The sequence below is a fragment of the Devosia honganensis genome (assembly GCF_042648785.1).
GTDB classification, from domain to species: Bacteria; Pseudomonadota; Alphaproteobacteria; order Rhizobiales; family Devosiaceae; genus Devosia; species Devosia honganensis.
Genome location: NZ_JBHRYD010000007.1, coordinates 120,509 through 139,637 on the forward strand (window position 1 = coordinate 120,509; position 19,129 = coordinate 139,637).

Consider the following 19,129-nt stretch of genomic DNA (forward strand, 5'->3'; position numbering starts at 1 on the left):
CCGTCCCCTATTCTACCGCCGGCGCATCCTCCAGTTCGGGATAGATCAGCGCCGAACATTGCCGGTTATTGGCATCGAGCTTTCTCTGCTCCTCGGCCGAGACGAGGCCGGTGAAGACCGGCTCCCACAGATCGTCGCGCGCGATGCCCTCGAGCCCGCACTGGCAATAGGTGGCGCACAGCGCCGCCGTGGTTCCGGTGGCCTCGCAACTGGCCTGGCAGGAAGAGAGGAAATCCAGCTCGCGGCCGGCCTCCTGGCTGCCCAGCGCCATGCCGAGCGGGGCGATGACCGCCAAGAGCAGCGGCTGGTGCACCAGATAGATGACGAGGGCCCAGCGCCCCATCCAGCCCAGCGCCCGCGCCGCGACATGCCGTGGGCGGATGGCGGCGAGCCGGTCTTCGAGGGCGGAGCCGCGCAGCAGCCGGGCGAGGACGACGCCGAATAGCGTGACCCCGAACCAGGGGAATACCGGCACCAGGTCGTTGGTGGGCGGCGGCACCACCCAGAAGCCGATCCAGGAAAACCATTTCTGGTCGTAGAGCGGGTCGGAAAAGAAAAACGGCAGGGCGACGGCCAGCGCCCCGACCAGGCCGGTCAGCCACAGCGGGGTGAAGACGAAGGGCAGGGCGATGAGGCTGAACAGCGCGATGGCGTGCAGCACGCCGAAATAGACGAAGCTCTCGGGAAAGGTGAGCCAGGTGCCCAGCGTGATCAGCGCCGCCCCGCCGGCGATGAAGGCGAGGCGCCGCCGGAAGCCGCGCCAGCGCACCCCCTCGCCATGGGCGAGGACCAGGCCGATGCCGACCAGCACCATGAAGGAAAACAGGATCGAGCGCGCGAACAGCACCCAGCCCGGATCGTAGCCCACATCCACCGGAATGAAGCGGAAATAAGACAGGTCCCAACACAGGTGATAGATCGCCATGGCCACGATGGCGACGCCGCGGGCGATGTCGATGACGGGCAGGCGGGGGCGTTTCGATGTCGGCGCGGTCATAGAAAAGCCCCCCTCATCCGGCCCTTGGGGTGGATCGCGCCTGGCGCGGGACGGGTGAGGGGGGATCGCCATGCCGCTATCCCTCGTGACCGGCCACCACCGCCAGGAACGCCTCGCCATAGCGGTCGAGCTTGCCCTGGCCGACGCCGGGCAGGTTGAGCATGTCGTGCGGATGCAGCGGCCGGGCCAGCGCCATGGCCCGCAGGGTGGAATCGTGGAAGATGACATAGGGCGGCACGCCCTGGGAGCGGGCGATGCGCAGCCTTTCCTCGCGCAGGGCGTCGAAAAGCGGCTGGGCGTGCTCGGGGATGCTGACGGCCTTGGCCAGCGAGCGGCGCACCTCGACCGCCTTTTTCGGCCGATCCTTGCGCAGGGTGACGACGCGCTCGCGCTTGAACACGGCATGGGCGCCCTCGGCCAAGGTCAGCGCGCCGTGATGGGCGTGGTCGACCACGATGAGGCCCATGGCGGTCAATTGGCGCAGCACCGACTGCCAGGAGCGGGCGTCCAGCTCGCGGCCCTGCCCGAACACCTTCTGGTGCTGATGGCCGAAGCGCTGGATCTTCTCCGTCTCCTTGCCCAGCAGCACGTCGATGACATGGGCGGCCCCGAAGCGCATGCCGGTGCGGTAGATGGCGGCCATGGCCTTGATGGCGGCCTCGGTGCCGTCCCAGCTTTCCACCGGCGAGCGGCAGGTGTCGCAATTGCCGCAGCGCCCGTCATGGGCCTCGCCGAAATGGCTGAGGATCGCCTGGCGGCGGCAGGAGGCGGTTTCGCACACGCCCAGCAGCGCGTTCAGCTTGCCGTGCTCGAGCCGCTTGATCTCGTCGGGCGCATTGCCCTCGTCGATCATGCGGCGGCGCTGCACCACATCGGCCATGCCATAGCTCATCCAGGCATCGGCCGGCTGGCCGTCGCGTCCGGCGCGGCCGGTCTCCTGGTAATAGGCCTCGATGGAGGCGGGCAGGTCCATATGGGCGACATAGCGCACATCCGGCTTGTCGATGCCCATGCCGAAGGCGACGGTGGCCACGAGGCACAGCCCCTCCTCCTTGAGGAAGGCGTCCTGGTTGGCGCTGCGCAATTCGGCGCTCATGCCGGCGTGATAGGGCAGGGCGCGGATGCCCTTGCCGCCGAGCCAGTCGGCCACGTCCTCGACCTTGGCGCGGCTGAGGCAATAGACGATGCCGCTCTCGCCCTTGTGGCCGGCAAGGAAATCCAGCAATTGCTCGCGCGGCCGGTCGCGCTCGAGGATGGAATAGGAGATATTGGGCCGGTCGAAGCTGCTGGTGAAGACCCGCGCCTGCTCGAGCCCCAGCCGCTCGATGATGTCCTCGCGGGTGGTGGGGTCGGCGGTGGCGGTGAGCGCGATGCGCGGCACGCCGGGAAACAGCTCGACCAGATGGATGAGCTCGCGATATTCGGGGCGGAAATCATGGCCCCACTGGCTGACGCAATGGGCCTCGTCGATGGCGAACAGCCCGATCCGGGTGTCGGCCAGCATATTGGCGAAGCCGGGCGTGGCCACCCGCTCGGGGGCGACATAGAGCAGGTCCAGCTCGCCGCGCCGCAATTGCCGGCGCACCTGGGCCGCTTCCTCGGGGCCGAGCGAGGAATTGAGCGCCGCCGCGGCGACGCCCGCCTGCCGCAGCGCCTCCACCTGGTCGCGCATCAAGGCGATCAGCGGCGAAACGACGATGCCCACCCCCGGCCGGCAGATGGCGGGGATCTGGTAGCACATCGACTTGCCCGCCCCGGTGGGGAACAGCACCACCGCATCGCCCCCCGAGGCGACGTGGTCGATGACCTCTTCCTGCTGGCCGCGGAATTCGCGATGGCCGAAAATATCGCGCAGCACGCCGAGCGGCGTCGGCCGCTCATGGCGCTGGGGCGAAAACAGATCGGTCGACTCAAGGGCTTCCACCCGCCCTTTGAATCATGGGGCGCCCGCATAGGCAATCGGGTCGGCCGGCCACCCTGTTAATGATGGGCGTGATGCTCGGCATTGCGCTTGCGGGTGGCGGCGGCCTTTTTCGCCGAGGCGGAGCGCTCGGCGGCGGCGCGGCTGGCCGAAGCCTCGCCGCCTTTCCTTCCGCCCTTCCTGGCCGCCGGATGGCCGGTATCCTTGCCCCTTCCCGAGCCGGACTTCTTGCCGCCGCCATCGTCCTTGTTGACGGTGGCCCAGGCGCGGCGCTCGGCCTCCTCGTGGGAAACGCCGCGATCCTCGTAGCTTTCCTCGATATGCTCGGCCTTGCGCTTCTGCTTGTCGGTATAGGCACTCTTGTCGCCCTGGGGCATGTCGGCCTCCTCAAAAAGAAAAACGGGGCGCGGCGCGGGTGGGACAAGGGCCTCGATCGGGATGAAGATCGGAGCGGGAAACCGGAAAAACCGCTCCGTTACCCTATACCACCACGTCCGGTTGACGCGCGCCGGCCCATGCAGACGAACGGGCATCGGCGCCGCCGGTTGCCCTTCGGCCGATCACAAATCGGCCCGGAGCGGCGAAAGCGGCCGGCTGAGAAAGGCCGAGCCGGCCAGAACGAAGCGCCAGGGCGTCTCGACGCCGCGGGTGATGCCGATGCGGGGACCGGCGGCGATGTGGTGGACGGCGTCGGCGGGCAGGATGGAAAAGGGCGGCGCATCCAGCGCCAGCCCATCCTCGGCCAGATCGATGCCCAGCGCCTGCGCCAGCCGGCCCGGGCCCGAGCAGAGCTGCCGCGTGGACACGCCCCCGCGCCGTCCGGCCATGTCCTCGAGCCCGAACCGGGGCTCGAGGGCGCGGATCAGCACGGCGCTGCCGGGGCGGCAGACGAAGTTGAGGCAATGATGGATGCCGTAGATCTTGTAGACATAGGCATGGCCGGGCGCGCCGAACATGGTGCGATTGCGCGGCGTGGGTCCGCGGAAGCTGTGCGAGGCGGGGTCGGTTTCGTCATAGGCCTCGACCTCGACGATAGGCCCGCCCGCCCCCTCGTACAGCAGCGTGGCGCCGATGATGTCGCGCGCCACCTCCAGAACCGGCCGGTCGAAAAAGACGCGCCCGAGCATGAGGGGCCGTTTCTAGACGACGTTGAGATCGACCTTGAAGCCCTTGCGGCTCACCTCGCTATAGGGGCAGATGACATTGGCGCGCTTGACGATGTCGTCCACCTTGGCCTTGTCCATGCCGGGCACGTCGATATTGAGCTTTGCCGAGATCCAGAAGCCCTCGCCGTCCTCGCGATCGGTGAAATTGATCTCGGCGGTCACCTTGGCGTCCTCGGGGACGGTGTCGCCGCTCTTGCGGGCCGCCGCCTTCATGGCGCCCAGGAAGCAGGCGGAATAACCCACCGCGAAGAGCTGCTCGGGATTGGTGCCGCGCGCCCCGTCCCCGCCCAGCTCCTTGGGCGTGGTCAGCGTCACGTCGAGCACGCCGTCATCGGTGGCGCCATGGCCGGCACGGCCGCCGGTGGAGGTGGCCCGGGCGGTGTACATGATCTTGGGCATGGTTCTGTTTCCTTTCGTGCAAAGCGTTCATCTACTCCAGCACGAAACTGCGCAAACCGGAAGGAGGCTGCAATTGATCGAAACCAGCGAACGATGTCTTTTGCGCCGTTCTCTTTTTAAGACCGGTGATCCAACTGGACAGGACGCGCCGCCTCCGCCCATGATGCGCCCGCATCTTAAGGAGTTTTTTCATGCAGGGTCCCGACGCCGTCATCCGCTTCTGGTTCGAGGAACACGGCAATGAGGACTGGTTCGGCGGCAAGCCGGAATTCGACGCCAGGCTGGCGGAGCGCTTTGCCGAGCTGCATGCGCAGGTGGCGCGCGGCGAAGCCTGGCCCTGGCGCGAAACCCCCGAGGGCCGGCTGGCGGAGCTGGTCGTGCTTGACCAGTTCTCGCGCCAGCTCCATCGCAACAGCCCCCTTGCCTTCGCGCAGGACAAGATGGCGCTGGCCCTGGCGCAGGAGGCGGTCGCGGGCGGCCACGACATGGCGGTCGAACGCGAAAGGATCATGTTCTTCTACATGCCCTACATGCACGCCGAATCCCTCCTCGTCCAGGACGAGGGGGTGAAGCTGTTCGCCGCCCTGGGCAGTGAGAACCTGCTGCAATACATGGTCGCCCATCGCGACACCGTCGCCCGTTTCGGGCGCTTCCCCTTCCGCAATGCGGCGCTGGGGCGCCGGAGCACGCCGGAGGAACTGGCCTATATGGACGAGCAGAAGGGGCGGATGTTTTAGCACCGCAACCCTTTGCCGCGTCCCGCCGTTGCTTTTGCGGAAGGAGACGCTCCATGATGGAAACCACGGGACCGGCTCTCTGGCTCGTCGTCCTCACCATCGGCGCCGTCGCGCTCATCGTCGCCATGGTCTATGGGGTGATGCGCAACCGGCAGCGCAGCCTGGGCGAACGCGTGGCCACAGAGGTGGAGACGCGGCGCGAATATGAGCGCGAGGACCGCGACGAGCAATGAGAAAGGGCGCCGCGCGGGCGCCCTTTCCGGTCAGGCCACCAGACCCTTGGTCAATTCCAGCGCCTGCCGCTCGAACAGGCGCCGGTAGATGCCGCCCTTGAGGCGGATCAGCGCCTCGTGGTCGCCTTCCTCGACGATCCTTCCCTTGTCGAAGACCAGCAGCCGGTCGAGCGCCCGCACGGTGGAGAGCCGGTGGGCGATGACCAGCGTGGTGCGGCCTTCCATCAGCCGCTCCATGGCCTGCTGGATCATCACCTCGCTCTCGCTGTCGAGGCTGGAGGTGGCCTCGTCCAGGATGAGGATCGGCGCATTGGCCAGGAACGCCCTGGCGATGGCGACGCGCTGCCGCTCCCCGCCCGACAGCTTCACCCCGCGCTCGCCCACCATGGTCTCGTACTGCTTGGGCAGGGACAGGATGAAGTCGTGGGCATTGGCCTGCCGGGCCGCCTCCATGATCTCGGCGCGGCTGGCATCGGGCCGGCCATAGGCGATGTTCTCGGCCAGCGTCCGGTGGAACAGGATCGGCTCCTGCTGCACGATGGCGATCTGGTTGCGCAGGCTCGATTGCTGCACCGCGGCGATATCCTGCCCGTCAATGGTGATGGCGCCGTCCGAGACGTCGTAGAGCCGCTGGATGAGCTTGACGAACGTGGTCTTGCCCGAGCCCGAATGCCCCACGAGGCCGACGCGCTCGCCCGGCCTGATCCCGACCGAAAAGTCGCGATAGAGCGGGGACGGATGCGCGCCGTACCGGAAGGTGACGCGCTCGAAGCGGATGGCGCCCTGGGTGATGGCGATGGGTCCGGCACCGGGCCTGTCGTCGATGCCCAGCGGCGTGCGCTCCAGCGCCACCAGTTCCTCCATGTCGTTGACCGCCCTCTGCAAATTGCGGATATGCTGGCCCACATCGCGCAGATAGCCCTGCAGCACGAAGAACATGGCGAGCACGAAGGTGATGTCGCCGGGGCTGGCCAGCCCGCGCTGCCACATGAGCAGGCCCGTGCCCAATATGCCGGCCTGCATCGCCACCATCAGATAGCCCTGGATGGTGCCGCTCAGATTGCCGCGCTTCCAGGTGCGGCGGGTGCGGTGGTCCCACTTGCCCAGCACGTGGCGCAGGCGGCTTTCCTCGCGCGTTTCCGCGCCGAAGGCCTTGACCACGTTGTTGCAGCTCACCGCATCCGCCAGCGCGCCGCCCAGCCGCGTGTCGCAGGCATTGGCCAGGCTCGCCGCCGGGGAGACGAAGCCCATGGACAGCCCCACAGTCACGCCGATATAGAGCATCGAGCCGAGCCCGACCACCAGCCCCATGACCGGCCAGTAGGACCCCAGGATGATCGTGGCGCCCACCAGCATGACCAGCGAGGGCAGCAGCGCCACCAGCAGCACGTCGTTGAGCTGATCCAGGGCCCACATGCCCCTGGTGATCTTGCGCACGGTGGAGCCGGCGAAGCTGTTGGCGTGCCAGTCCGTCGAAAAGCGCTGCACCCGGTGAAAGCCGTTATTGACGATGTCAGCCATCATCCTGAGCGTCAGCTTGATGACCCCATGGAAGGTGAACCAGCGCACGCTGATGCCGAACAGCCCCAGGCCGATCACGATGGCGAAGGCCCGCAGCGCCTCCTCTTCGGCGGCGGCCTGCGCGCCGGCGATGGCATCGACGATGCGGCCCGAAAAACTGGGCACCATGACCAGTGCCAGCGTGTCGGCGATGACCAGGGCGCAGATCAGCGCGATCCGCGCCGGCTGGTGGGCCCAATGCCGAAAGGTGAAGCCGAGCACGTTGCGATAGGCATCGGCGCGGAAATCGAGCGTCTTGCGACTCATTTGGCGATATCGGTGCCGTTCTCCGGACACCGCTTCCTTGAAACGGGAAAATGAAAGGCGCAGCGTCACCGGACGGCGAGGGACCCTTGCGGGCCGATGTCATCTGCGTTGGGACGGAAACATCCGCTGGGGGCGGTCCCCCGGGAAAATGGCCGGAAGGCGGACCGCGCGGGGCAGGGGCCTAATGGCGGCGCTTGCCCATGGGAGGAGCGAAAACCGGTGCTGTCATGCAACGCCTCCCCTGTCCTGAAAATGAAGCGGCGAACGGTTTGTAGCCAAACCGTTCGCCGCTGCCAATGGGGAAGAAATGCGCCGGCCGTCACCAAGGGCGCTGCTGATGCAAACGCGCCACAGGGGCGGAGGTCGCCGCTTCCGTCAAAACATGAAAGCCTCTAGGCTCGGCCTACCGATTCAAAAAACAAGAAGGCGTTGCCCCGTGAGCAATTCTCCCATCGATCCGGTCAAGCTCGACAAGCTCGGCGAAGTCGCCATCAAGGTGGGCCTGCAACTGGCTGAGGGCCAGGACCTGATCATCACCGCCCCGATGACCGCCGCCCCCCTGGTGCGCCGCATCGCCGAGCACGCCTACAAGGCCGGCGCCGGCCTCGTCACTACCATCTATTCGGACGAGCAAACCACCCTGGCGCGTTATCGCCACGCCAAGGATCTCAGCTTCGACCGCGCCGCCGGCTGGCTCTATGCGGGCATGGCCGAGGCCTACAGGAACAATGCCGCGCGGCTGGCCGTCTCGGGCGACAACCCGATGATGCTGGCCGCCGAGGACCCCGACAAGGTGTCGCGCGCCAACCGCGCCAATTCGGCCGCCTACCGGCCGGCGCTGGAGCTGATCACCGGCTTCGACATCAACTGGAACATCGTTTCCTATCCCACCCCCAACTGGGCCAGGCTGGTCTTCCCCGACGATCCCGAAGACGTGGCCGTCGCCAAACTGGCCGACGCCATCTTCAAGGCCTCCCGCGTCGACCAGGACGACCCCATCGCCGCCTGGAAGGCCCATAACGCCAATCTCAAGGCCCGCTGGACTTGGCTCAACGGCAAGAAGTTCTCGGCGCTGCGATATAAGGGGCCGGGCACCGACCTGACGGTGGGCCTCGCCGATGGCCATCGCTGGAAGGGCGGGGCCTCGGAGGCCAAGAACGGCATCACCTGCAACCCCAACATCCCCACCGAGGAAGTGTTCACCACCCCCCATCGCCTGCGCGTCGAGGGCACGGTGGCGGCGACCAAGCCGCTCTCGCACAACGGTACGCTGATCGAGGACATCCAGGCCCGGTTCGAGGACGGGCGGCTGGTCGAGCTCAAGGCATCCAAGGGCCGGGACGTGTTCGACAAGGTGCTCGACACCGACGAGGGCGCCCGGCGTCTCGGCGAGGTGGCGCTGGTGCCCCATTCCTCGCCGATCTCGGCCTCGGGCATCCTCTTTTACAACACGCTCTACGACGAGAACGCCTCGTGCCACATCGCCATGGGCCAGTGCTATGCCGACTGCTTCGAGGGCGGCAAGGACCTGACGCCCGAGCAGATCCTCGCCCAGGGCGGCAATAAGAGCCTCATCCATGTCGACTGGATGATCGGCTCGGACCGGGTCGATATCGATGGCGTCCACGCCGACGGCTCGACCGAACCGGTCATGCGCCAGGGCGAATGGGCGTTTTAGCTGCTGTTGCGTTGCCCTCCCATCTGAGGGAGGGCAACGCATCGCGAAGCCCCCTTATTCCCCGTCCATCTCCAGATATTCCTTCGCGCTCAGCACGAGCTTCCTGTCGATCCTGCCGATCTCGTCCTCGTCCTTGCCCGCATAGTCGAGCCCGTGCAGCACGGTGCGGATGGCGTTGAGGCGCAGGCGGTTCTTGTCGTTGGCGCGGATCACCGTCCAGGGGGCGTGGGCGCTGTCGGTCTTTGCCAGCATGCGGTCGCGGGCCGCCGAATAATCGTCCCACTTGTCGAGCGCCACGAGATCGATGGGCGACAGCTTCCAGGTCTTCAGCGGATCGTGGCGGCGGTCGTGGAAGCGCCTGAGCTGCATTTCCCGCCCGATCGACAGCCAGAACTTGAACACCCTGATCCCGTCATTGGTGAGGCGCTTCTCGAATTCCGGCGCCTCCTCGAGGAAATGCTCGGTTTGTTCCGGCGTGCAGAACCCCATGACCGGCTCGACCCCGGCGCGGTTGTACCAGGAACGGTCGAACAGCACCATTTCGCCCGCCGCCGGCAGCCAGTCGACATAGCGCTGGAAATACCATTGCGTGCTTTCCCGGTCGTTCGGCTTGGGCAGCGCGGCGACGATATTGTAGCGCGGGTTGAGATTCTTGAGGAACCGCTGGATCGTCCCGCCCTTGCCGGCCGCGTCGCGCCCCTCGAAGACGATCACCGTGCGGGTGCCGGCCCGGGCCATATGCGCCTGATGCAGCACCAGTTGCTTTTGCAGCGCATACATCTGCGTGTCATACTCGTCGTCGTCGAGCTTGTGGTCATAAGGATAGCCGCCCGAGCCCAGAGCGGCCTTCCTGATGGATTTGGGCAGGTCGGGATCGTCGATGTCGAAGCCGTCAATGGGGTCGGTCACGCTGTCTCTCCGTTGTCATGATGAACGTGCTATGAAGCCCCGGCCCGCGCAAGTGACGGGTGACCGGCAATGACCAGACCGCCCGACATGGACGATCCGCATCCCTCCCCGCCCCTGACCCTGCCGCAGGCTGCCCTTGGCCGGCTGATCGGCTACGGCCCGCTGCTGGCGGGGCTGGCCGGCATCGTCATCGCCTTCGTGGCGCTGGGCGGATTGCGCCCCGATCTCGCCATTCTCGGCCTGCTCGTCGCCGCTGCGCTGCTGGCGCTGCTGCCATTGCCGGTGGTGACGGTGACCCAAAGGGTGCAGGCGCCGGTCGCCGGCGAAACGGACGCAGCCGACGATGCCGTCGCCGCCTTCACCGAGGCGCTGGGCGACCCCTGCGTGGTGCTCGACGACCGCGGCGCCGTGGTCCATCGCAACGCGGCGGCGCAACGGCAATACCCCAACCTGCAGCCGGGCCGGGCCATGACCCTGGTGCTGCGCAACCCGGAGCTGATGGCGGCCATCGAGGGCTCGATGCGCAGCGGCGAGCCGCGCAGCTTCGAATTGCACGAGACCGTGCCGGCCGAGACCTGGGATCGGGTGACGGTGGCGCCGCTGCGCTATCCCGGCGCCGACTGGACCGCCGGCGGCAACCGGCAGATGCTGGTGACCTTCCAGAGCCTGACCGAGTTGAAGCGCGTCGACGCCATGCGTACCGATTTCATCGCCAATGCCAGCCATGAGCTGCGCACTCCGCTCGCCTCGCTGATCGGCTTCATCGACACGCTGCTGGGCCCGGCGGCGCGGGACGCGGCGGCGCGGGAGAAATTCCTCGGCATCATGCGCGCCCAGGCCGAGCGCATGAGCCGGCTGATCGACGATCTGCTGAGCCTGTCGCGCATCGAGATGCACCAGCATGTGCGTCCCACCGGCTCGGTGGATGTGGCGGCGCTGCTGCGCGAGGTGCGCGAGGGATTGCAGACCCAGGCCAGGGCCGCCGCGCTCGAGGTGGTGCTGGACTTGCCCGACGCTCCCGCCGTGGTGACCGGCGACCGCAGCCAGCTCTACGAAGTGTTCGAAAATCTCGTCGACAACGCCATCAAATACGGCGCCGGCGGCGGGACGGTGGAGGTGAGCCTCGCGGCGGCCAGCCGGCCCGGCATGCGCTATCAGGTCAGCGTCACCGATCACGGCCCCGGCGTCGAGCCCGAATATGTGCCGCGCATGACCGAGCGGTTCTACCGCATCGATGCCGAGGCCAGCCGCAAGAAGAAGGGAACGGGGCTGGGCCTCGCCATCGTCAAGCACATCGTCCAGCGCCATCGCGGGCAGATCTCCATCAAGAGCAGGCCCGGCGAAGGCCTGCGCGTGGACGTGCTGCTGCCTTAGCCGCGGAACCCCGCCAGGAAAATCGTGCCCCAGAAACCGGAAGGGCGCCCGAAGGCGCCCCGCTTTGGTCCCGTTCCGGCGCGGCGCTGGCTCAGCGCTTCTTGCGGTCGAGCTGGTGATAGGCCCGGCGGGAGTGGAAGTCGCAATAGGGGCCGGTTTCCAGGCTGTGCTGGCCGCAGAAGTAGAAATCCTTGGTCAGCGGGTCGCCGATCGGCCATTTGCAGGTATGCTCGGTGAGCTGGAGCAGCGACAGGCGCTTGTCCTCGGGGATGAAGAGCTCGGCGCTGGCCGGGGCGACATAGAGCTCGGCCTCGATCTCGGGGCTGGCGGCGAGCGCCGTGGCTCCCACGACCTGCGGACGCGCCATTGCGGCGCGCGGCTTGGTGCCGATATGGCCGATCCCCGCGGCGGGGCTGGCCACGCGGCGGGCGGCGGGCCGCGCGGCCGGGCGGGCACGCGGCGCGGTGTTGGTCGGCTTGGCCCGGGCGGACAGCTTGAGACGATGCACCTTGCCGATCACGGCATTGCGCGTCACGCCCTCGCCCAGTTCCGCCGCGATCTGGCTGGCGCTGAGCCCTTCCATCCAGAGCTTTTTCAAAACCTCGACGCGTTCGTCAGTCCAGCCCGTCGATTGCGCTCCTGAAACCATCTTCAAAACAGAATCCTTCATTGCGCCGCCAAAATGGCATGGCAGCCTTGCGACTCTACAGCTCGTATGTTGAGCGGGTCCGCCGCACGAGATGTCGTGCCCCCAACGCCATGCAGACTACGCCATGGCTGGAATCGGGATCAAGAGTCGGGGGCGATTTTCCCCGCTTATTCATTGGTTAAGATTGTCATAACAAACCTTGAGTCAATTCAGGGACTTGCCCGCCTCTCATTGACTTCGGACCCGGAATTCGCCTAATTCCCCTGTCCAAAACGTGCCGGGAGTCGGCGCGTTTTTGATTTTTGTGGCAGCTTTGCCACGCCCTCTACCCGCCTCGTCTCTCGCGCTCAACCCGAAGGAAATCCAGCCATGTCTGCGCTCTATGGCACCTATGCCCGGTCCGGTCTCGCTTTCGAGCGGGGCGAGGGCATGCGCCTTTACGACCAGCACGGCCGCGAATATCTGGATTTCCATTCCGGCGTGGCGGTCAACGCCCTGGGCCATGGCGACCCGCATCTGGTGGGCGCCCTCAAGGCCGCCGCCGACAAGGTCTGGCACACCGCCAACACCTTCACCATTCCCGAGCAGGAGCGGCTGGCCCGGCGCCTGGTGGACGCCACTTTCGCCGATGCGGTGTTTTTCACCAATTCGGGCGCCGAGGCGCTCGAATGCGCCATCAAGACCGCCCGGCATCATTTCTTCGCCAAGGGCCAGCCGGACCGCTACGAGATCATCGCCTTCACCGGCTCCTTCCATGGCCGCACCCTGGGCACCATCGCCGCCGCCGGCAATCCCGACTATCTGGAAGGGTTCGGCCCGCCCGTGCCCGGCTTCAAGCATGCCCATCCCGGCGATCTCGAGGCGGTCAAGGCGCTGATCACCCCGCAGACCTGCGCCATCCTCATCGAGCCCGTCCAGGGCGAGGGGGGCGCGACCGCCATGAGCAACGAGTTCCTCCAGGGGCTGCGGGCGCTGTGCGACGCGCACGGCATGCTGCTGATCCTGGACGAGGTGCAATGCGGCTTCGGCCGGACGGGCCGCTTCTTCGCCTTCGAATGGGCCGGCATCACCCCCGACATCGTCGCCGTGGCCAAGGCCATAGGCGGCGGCTTCCCGCTGGGAGCGTGCCTCGCCCGCGGCGAGGTGGCCGCCTCCATGGTGCCGGGCACGCATGGCTCGACCTATGGCGGCAACCCGCTGGCCAGCGCGGTGGGCAACGCCGTGCTCGACCGCATCCTGGCCCCGGGCTTTATCGAGCATGTCGAGGCCATGGGGCAGCGCCTCGCCTGGCATTTGCAGCAATTGGCGCAGAAATATCCCGAGCAGGTGCTCGAACTGCGCGGCAAGGGCCTGCTCGCCGGCATCCGCATCGCGCCGCCCGTGCGCGACGTCGTCACGCGCCTGCGCGACGATCACGGCCTGCTCGCCATGAGCGCCGGCGACAATGTGCTGCGCCTCCTGCCGCCGCTGATCGTCACCGAGGCCGATATCGAAGAGGCGATCGGCAGGATAGGCGCGGTTTTCGAGGCCATCGGCACCGGCTCCACGGCCGCGGCGACGGCGGAATGATCGTCATGCTCAGCTTTTATCACTTCGGACGGCGCCGAAACGGCTTGCTCCCTCCGCCCGATCGGGCAGAGTGACACTTCTTCCATCGCCGCATTCCAAGCGTCACAAAAGGAGCCCGGCCATGACGACCGGCACCCCAAGGCATTTTCTTTCCATCGACGATTTCACCTATGCCGAACTGCGCGGCATGCTCAACCAGGCCAGCGCGCTGAAGCAGCGCCTCAAGGAGGGCGACCGCCCGCTCCTGCTCAAGGACAAGGTTCTGGCGATGATCTTCGAGCGCCAGTCCACCCGCACCCGCGTCAGCTTCGACGTGGGCATGCGCCAGCTCGGCGGCGAGACCATCATGCTCTCGGGCCAGGAGATGCAGCTCAGCCGCGAGGAGACGCTGAGCGACACCGCAAGGGTGATGAGCCGCTATGTCGATGCCATCATGATCCGCATCCTCAGCCATGCCGATCTGCTGGAGCTGTCCGAGGCCGCCACCGTGCCGGTGATCAACGGCCTCACGCGCCGGGCCCATCCCTGCCAGATCATGGCCGACCTCATGACCTTCGAGGAGCATCGCGGCGACATACGCGGCGCCAAGGTCGCCTGGGTCGGCGACAGCAACAACGTGCTGCATTCCTGGGTGAACGCGGCCGAACTTTTCGGGTGCAACCTCACCATCGCGGTGCCCGACGAATACAGCCCCGAAAAGGACCTGATGCAGGACATCCATCGCGCCGGCGAGCGGGTGAAGCTGATCGAGGACCCGCGCGAGGCGGTGGAAGGGGCCGACCTGGTCATCACCGATACCTGGGTCTCCATGGGCGACACCGACGCCGCCGAGCGCCGCCGGGTCTTGAAACCCTATCAGGTCAACACCAATCTAATGGCCTTGGCGAACAAGGACGCCCTGTTCATGCACTGCCTGCCCGCCCATCGCGGCGACGAGGTGACCGACGAGGTGATCGACGGCCCGCATTCGGTAGTGTTCGACGAGGCCGAAAATCGCCTTCATGCCCAAAAAGCCGTGTTGTGCTGGGCCTTCGGGGTCGAAATCAACTAGGCGCCCCCGGCGCCTGTGCGTTGCCGATCCGCCTGACCACCTCCCCCGCGCCAGCGGGGGCCTTCGTTTTCGAACCGACGGCAGCGTCCGCCCGGGACGATCCGGCGGCGGGTGGCGTCGCGCGGCCCCGGGGCGTAGCCTGAGGAAAGACAGTGAACCCATGACCATGGAACCCGCCATGACCGACAATCTGCTCGCCGCCCTGGGCCTCGACCGCCCCGAGACCGGTGACGACGCGGTGGTGCCCTTCACCCTCGACAGGCTCGACACGCGTGGCCGCGTGGTGCGCCTCGCAGCCGCGCTCGACACCATATTGTCGCGTCACGACTATCCGGCGCCGGTCGCCCGCCTTCTGGGCGAGGCGGTGGTGCTGGCCGCCCTGATCGGCTCCTCGCTCAAATTCGAGGGCCGCTTCATCCTCCAGACCCAGACCGACGGGCCGGTCAACCTGATCGTGGTGGATTTCGACGCGCCTGACGGCATGCGCGGCTATGCCCGCTTCGATCGCGAGGCGCTGGTGAAGGCGGCCGAAGCGGGCCGGACCGGCCCCGCCGAACTGCTGGGCAACGGGCATCTGGCCATGACCATCGACCAGGGGCCCCATACCGAGCGGTATCAGGGCATCGTGGCGCTCGAGGGCAATACGCTGGAGGAGGTGGCCCACACCTATTTCATGCAGTCCGAGCAGATCCCCACCCAGGTGCGCCTGGCAGTGGCCCAGATCACCACCAGGGGCGACCACCGGCCGCGCTGGCGCGCCGGCGGCATGCTCATCCAGCACCTGCCCGAAAGCGGCGCCGCGGTGATGGCCGACCTGCCCGGCGACGGCAATTTCGACAATCCCGGCACGGCCGACCCCGATTTCGTCGAGGCCGATGGCTGGGCCGAGGCGCGGGCGCTGCTGGGCACGGTGGGCGATCTCGAGCTGGCCGATCCCGATCTCTCGCCCGAACGGCTGCTGTTCCGGCTCTATCACGAGACCGGCGTGCGGGTGTTCCCGCCGCAGGACCTGGAGGAGCGCTGCACCTGCTCGGCCGACCGCATCGAAAACATGCTCGCCGACAGTTTTTCCGACGAGGAACGTCAGGACATGGCGGTCGATGGCGAGATCGAAGTGGTCTGCGAGTTCTGCTCGACGGCCTACCGGTTCAATCCCCACCAGTTCCTGGCGCGGCACTAACTCCTTCCCATCTCCGCATTTTCTGGCGCAGGCCCGCCTCGGGCGGGCTTGCTTTTGCCCCGGAAGCTGGCCAATCTGGATGAGAGGATTCCAGCGGCAACGGGAGTGCCGGGATGAATGCCGACCTGATGTCGGTGATCGGCGAGATTCAACATCGCGCCGATGCCGAGGGGATACGTGACACTTTTCTGGCCGCCATAGGGCGCTATGGCTTTCACCGTTTCATCATTTCCGGCCTGCCCGATTCCGGCATGGACGTGCGGCCCTTCGTGCTGCTCTCGGGCTGGCCCCAGGAATGGTATGAGCGCTATACCGACCGGGGTTACGTCCATCACGATCCGGTGGCGCTGCACTGTTTCGCCACCGCCATGCCCTTCGACTGGTCGGACGCGCCCTATGACCGGGCCAGCCAGGCAATGGCCGGGCGCGTCATGGACGAGGCGCGCGATTTCGGCATGGACCAGGGCTTCTGCGTGCCGGTCCACATGGAAGGGGGCATGCAGGGCGTGGTCTCGCTGGTGGGGGAAACCGGCCATCTGGACCAGAAATCCAGGCTCGAGCTCCATATGCTGGCGCTCTACGCCCATGGGCGGCTGCGCTATCTGGGCGAAGCGGCGGAGGCCGGGCGCGAGCGTGCCATCACCAGGCGCGAGGCCGAAATCCTCAAATGGGCGGCCGGCGGCCGCACCGCCGCCGAAATCGCCGAGATCACCGGCCTGACCGCGCGCACCATCAACCAGCATTGCGAGAACGCCCAGCGGCGCCTGGGCACCAGCAACCGCCTGCACACCGTGGTGGAGGCGATCCGGCGCCGGCTCATCACGCTCTGAGGGCGCCGGCGCCTTGTGATTTCTGCCAATACCGCTTTGCCGCCCGCCCGTGCCTAATTGCAGCCGAGGCGGGTTTGGGGAGGCTGCGTGATGAAGGTGCATATCCTGCGCGATCCGGTCGACCGGCGCGGCCGCGACCTGCTGGAGATGAACTATCGGCTGCGCCACCGGATCTTCGTCGAATTGCAGGGCTGGGAAACGCTGCGCCGCCCCGATGGCCGCGACATCGACGCCTTCGACAATGGCGATGCCACCCATCTGCTGGTGACCTGCGGGGGCGAACTGGTGGGCGGCTCGCGCCTCACGCCCCTCGACAAGCCAACCCTGCTGCAGACCGTGTTCAGCGGGCTCGTCGAGCTGGACCTGCCCGCCAGTCCGTCGCTCGGGGCCGATTGGACGCGCTTCTACGTGCGTCCCGACCGGCGCGAGGGCCGGCGCCGCGCCCCCGAATCTGCCGCCCTGTTCTGCGCGGTGATGGAATACGCCCTGCAGCAGGGGCTGGGCTACATCACCTTCGTCTCCTCCGTCTACATGCTCGAGCACGGCACCGCCGTGGGCTGGCGCATCACCCCGCTGGGCCGCGCCAGGATGATCGACGGCAAGCCCACCGTCGCCGCCTGGATCGAGGTGTCGGAGGCGGCGCTGGACGGCGCGCGCCGCGCCGCCGGATGGAGCGCCGCGCCGGTGCCGCCGCACCGGCGGCCGCCTCGCCGGGAAACGACCCGCCCGGCCTGGCGCTAGGGGGCGCCATGTCCGCCGCCATCAGCCTGATGCGCGCCCTGCTCGGGGCCGGCGCGACCCGTTCGGAAGCCGCGATCGCCCTCGAGGGGGCCTTGCTGTCGGAAGTCGACCCGCTGCATTGGTGCGCCGTCAATCTGGGCCAGACCGATGCCGAAATGATGCGCCGCGCCTCGGATTGGGCGGACCTCGCCTATTTCGACGTGGTGCCGCGCCAGGCCGGCGGGGCCGACCCGCCGCAAAGGGTGGACATGCTGGCCGAGGTGCGCATGTTCCGGCTGTCGCTCTTCGGCCGCGACGTGCTCTTTGCCGCTCCCGATTTCTTCGGCGTGCTGCGGCTCGCCGCCGCCCGTCGGCACGACCCGGCGCTGCGCCAGCGGCTGTGTCTCGTGCCCGCGTCGGCCCTGCTTGACCGTCTGGTCGAATCCGCCGGCCCGGTGCTGATCGACGGGGCCCGGCAGAACCTGGCGCGGGTCTGGCCCAAGGCGGCCGCCCAGCTCGAACTGACCCGCCCGGCGCGCTGGATCTCCTCGCTCGCCATCCTCGCCCTCGCGGCTCTCCTGCTGGCGATGCCGCTTTGGGGGCAGCTCTGGCTGGCTCCCGCCTGGGCCGGGCTGGTGGTCCTGCCGGCCCTGCTTCGCCTGCTTGCCCTGACCGTGCCGCCCGAGCCCGAGGACCTGGCCGACCCGCATCTCGACCGGGCCGATCTGCCGCTTTATTCCGTGCTGGTGCCGCTGCGCGACGAGGCCAATATGGTCGACCAGATCTGCGGCAATCTCGGCCGGCTCGATTATCCGCGCGAAAAGCTGCAGATCGTCTTCGTGGTCGAAAGCCGCTCCCCCGGAACCATCGCCGCGATCCGGCGGCACCTCTGGGACCGGCGCTTTTCGCTCGTCGTGGTGCCCGACGCCTTGCCGCGCACCAAGCCCAAGGCGCTCGATTTCGCGCTGCCCCTGTGCCGCGGCGAGTTCGTCGTGGTCTATGACGCCGAGGACCGTCCCGATCCCGACCAGTTGCTGCGCATGGTGACCCGGTTCCGCCGCCAGCCCGAGCTGGAATGCATCCAGGCGCGGCTGGTGATCGGCAATGGCGGCGAAGGACCGCTGGCGGCGCTGTTCGCGGGGGAGTATGCGGGCCTGTTCGCGGTGCTGCTGCCGGCGCTGGCGCACTGGAACCTGGTGGTGCCGCTGGGCGGCACCTCGAACCATTTCCGGCTGGCCAGCCTGCGGCGCCTGGGCGGATGGGACGCCTATAACGTGACCGAGGACGCCGATTTGGGGGTGCGGCTGGCCCGCCGGCGCTTGCGCATCGCCACCAGCACCAGCCGCACCCTCGAGGACGCGCCGGCGAGTCCCGGCCCGTGGCTGGGCCAGCGCACCCGCTGGATGAAAGGCTGGATGCAAACCTTCGTGGTGCATAACCGCCGTCCGCGCCTGCTGCTGGCCGATCTGGGCTGGCGCGGCACCCTGCTGTTCCAGGTGATCGTGCTGGGCATGCTGCTGGCGCCGCTGCTGCATGCCGGGCTCCTGGGCACGCTGATCGCGCTGCACGTCGCGCAGGTGCCGGTCTGGCCGATCGGCGGCATCTGGCCGCTGGCCTGCCTGCTGGTGCTGCTGGCCGGGCATGCCGGGGCGATCCTCACCAATCTGGTGGGGTTGCGGCGAACCGGCCAGACCCATCTCCGCCCCTGGCAGGCCCTGCTGCCCTTTTATTGGCTGCTGATCGCGGTGGCGACGCTCCGGGCCCTGCACGAATTCGCCGTCCGCCCGTTCCACTGGTTCAAGACGCCGCACCGGGTCAGCGCCGCATCGCCGGCCCTGGCGCGGCGCGGCCGGGTGCAGCTCCGCCGCTGGGTGCTGCGGCGGGGGTGA

The 19,129-nt window shown here is 67.6% G+C and carries 18 protein-coding genes; 10 read left to right on the forward strand and 8 right to left on the reverse strand.

The features are described 5' to 3' along the window. Window positions 1-7: 7 nt before the first annotated feature. The 5 genes from ACFOOL_RS09490 to ACFOOL_RS09510 form a co-directional block, all read right to left on the reverse strand. A complete protein-coding gene (locus ACFOOL_RS09490; RefSeq protein WP_380096719.1) occupies window positions 8-997 on the reverse strand; it encodes a heparan-alpha-glucosaminide N-acetyltransferase in 990 nt (329 codons plus the stop codon). A 76-nt stretch (window positions 998-1,073) separates the two neighbouring features. After that, window positions 1,074-2,921 (reverse strand): DNA helicase RecQ, encoded by a 1,848-nt coding sequence (gene recQ / locus ACFOOL_RS09495; RefSeq protein ID WP_380096720.1) that lies wholly within the window; start codon window positions 2,919-2,921, stop codon window positions 1,074-1,076. A gap of 56 nt (window positions 2,922-2,977) precedes the next feature. Next, complete coding sequence (locus ACFOOL_RS09500; protein WP_380096721.1) at window positions 2,978-3,295, reverse strand: plasmid stabilization protein; 318 nt, start codon at window positions 3,293-3,295, stop codon at window positions 2,978-2,980. Between the two features lie 183 nt (window positions 3,296-3,478). After that, window positions 3,479-4,045, reverse strand: coding sequence for a DNA-3-methyladenine glycosylase (locus ACFOOL_RS09505; RefSeq protein WP_380096722.1), 567 nt, complete (start codon window positions 4,043-4,045; stop codon window positions 3,479-3,481). Window positions 4,046-4,057: 12 nt separating this feature from the next. After that, the gene (locus tag ACFOOL_RS09510) at window positions 4,058-4,483 is read right to left on the reverse strand and encodes an organic hydroperoxide resistance protein (RefSeq protein WP_380096723.1); all 426 of its coding nucleotides are present in this window, start codon (window positions 4,481-4,483) and stop codon (window positions 4,058-4,060) included. A 191-nt stretch (window positions 4,484-4,674) separates the two neighbouring features. On the opposite strand from ACFOOL_RS09510, the gene ACFOOL_RS09515 reads away from it, so the two are divergent. Both ACFOOL_RS09515 and ACFOOL_RS09520 read left to right on the forward strand, forming a co-directional pair. After that, window positions 4,675-5,220, forward strand: a complete 546-nt coding sequence (locus tag ACFOOL_RS09515; protein ID WP_380096724.1) for a DUF924 family protein — start codon at window positions 4,675-4,677, stop codon at window positions 5,218-5,220. A gap of 53 nt (window positions 5,221-5,273) precedes the next feature. After that, entirely contained in the window at window positions 5,274-5,453 is a 180-nt protein-coding gene (locus tag ACFOOL_RS09520) for a hypothetical protein (RefSeq protein ID WP_380096725.1), read from the forward strand. A 30-nt stretch (window positions 5,454-5,483) separates the two neighbouring features. On the opposite strand, the gene ACFOOL_RS09525 is transcribed toward ACFOOL_RS09520, so the two are convergent. Then, window positions 5,484-7,280 carry an ABC transporter ATP-binding protein gene (locus ACFOOL_RS09525; protein WP_380096726.1) on the reverse strand — a complete coding sequence of 599 codons (1,797 nt, stop codon included), beginning with the start codon at window positions 7,278-7,280 and terminating at the stop codon, window positions 5,484-5,486. A 382-nt stretch (window positions 7,281-7,662) separates the two neighbouring features. Here ACFOOL_RS09525 and ACFOOL_RS09530 point away from each other — a divergent pair, with 382 nt between their 5' ends. Then, complete coding sequence (locus ACFOOL_RS09530; RefSeq protein ID WP_380096727.1) at window positions 7,663-8,958, forward strand: aminopeptidase; 1,296 nt, start codon at window positions 7,663-7,665, stop codon at window positions 8,956-8,958. A gap of 54 nt (window positions 8,959-9,012) precedes the next feature. Here the strand turns inward: ACFOOL_RS09530 and ppk2 are convergent, their stop codons facing one another. Beyond that, the gene (gene ppk2 / locus ACFOOL_RS09535; RefSeq protein WP_380096728.1) at window positions 9,013-9,867 is read right to left on the reverse strand and encodes a polyphosphate kinase 2; all 855 of its coding nucleotides are present in this window, start codon (window positions 9,865-9,867) and stop codon (window positions 9,013-9,015) included. 69 nt (window positions 9,868-9,936) lie between these two features. Between ppk2 and ACFOOL_RS09540 the strand changes: the two genes are divergently transcribed. Beyond that, a complete protein-coding gene (locus ACFOOL_RS09540) occupies window positions 9,937-11,241 on the forward strand; it encodes a sensor histidine kinase (protein WP_380096729.1) in 1,305 nt (434 codons plus the stop codon). Between the two features lie 91 nt (window positions 11,242-11,332). On the opposite strand, the gene ACFOOL_RS09545 is transcribed toward ACFOOL_RS09540, so the two are convergent. Further along, window positions 11,333-11,890, reverse strand: a complete 558-nt coding sequence (locus ACFOOL_RS09545; protein ID WP_380096929.1) for a GcrA family cell cycle regulator — start codon at window positions 11,888-11,890, stop codon at window positions 11,333-11,335. Window positions 11,891-12,259: 369 nt separating this feature from the next. Here ACFOOL_RS09545 and ACFOOL_RS09550 point away from each other — a divergent pair, with 369 nt between their 5' ends. The 6 genes from ACFOOL_RS09550 (at window position 12,260) to ACFOOL_RS09575 (ending at window position 19,129) form a co-directional block, all read left to right on the forward strand. Next, window positions 12,260-13,459 carry an aspartate aminotransferase family protein gene (locus tag ACFOOL_RS09550; protein WP_380096730.1) on the forward strand — a complete coding sequence of 400 codons (1,200 nt, stop codon included), beginning with the start codon at window positions 12,260-12,262 and terminating at the stop codon, window positions 13,457-13,459. Between the two features lie 121 nt (window positions 13,460-13,580). Further along, window positions 13,581-14,510, forward strand: a complete 930-nt coding sequence (argF, locus tag ACFOOL_RS09555) for an ornithine carbamoyltransferase (RefSeq protein ID WP_380096731.1) — start codon at window positions 13,581-13,583, stop codon at window positions 14,508-14,510. 178 nt (window positions 14,511-14,688) lie between these two features. Further along, the gene (locus tag ACFOOL_RS09560) at window positions 14,689-15,690 is read left to right on the forward strand and encodes an Hsp33 family molecular chaperone (RefSeq protein WP_380096931.1); all 1,002 of its coding nucleotides are present in this window, start codon (window positions 14,689-14,691) and stop codon (window positions 15,688-15,690) included. A 113-nt stretch (window positions 15,691-15,803) separates the two neighbouring features. Continuing rightward, window positions 15,804-16,520: an autoinducer binding domain-containing protein gene (locus ACFOOL_RS09565; protein ID WP_380096732.1), complete on the forward strand. Its 717-nt coding sequence runs from the start codon at window positions 15,804-15,806 to the stop codon at window positions 16,518-16,520. Between the two features lie 90 nt (window positions 16,521-16,610). Beyond that, complete coding sequence (locus ACFOOL_RS09570; protein ID WP_380096733.1) at window positions 16,611-17,261, forward strand: acyl-homoserine-lactone synthase; 651 nt, start codon at window positions 16,611-16,613, stop codon at window positions 17,259-17,261. 8 nt (window positions 17,262-17,269) lie between these two features. Continuing rightward, the gene (locus ACFOOL_RS09575; RefSeq protein ID WP_380096734.1) at window positions 17,270-19,129 is read left to right on the forward strand and encodes a glycosyltransferase family 2 protein; all 1,860 of its coding nucleotides are present in this window, start codon (window positions 17,270-17,272) and stop codon (window positions 19,127-19,129) included.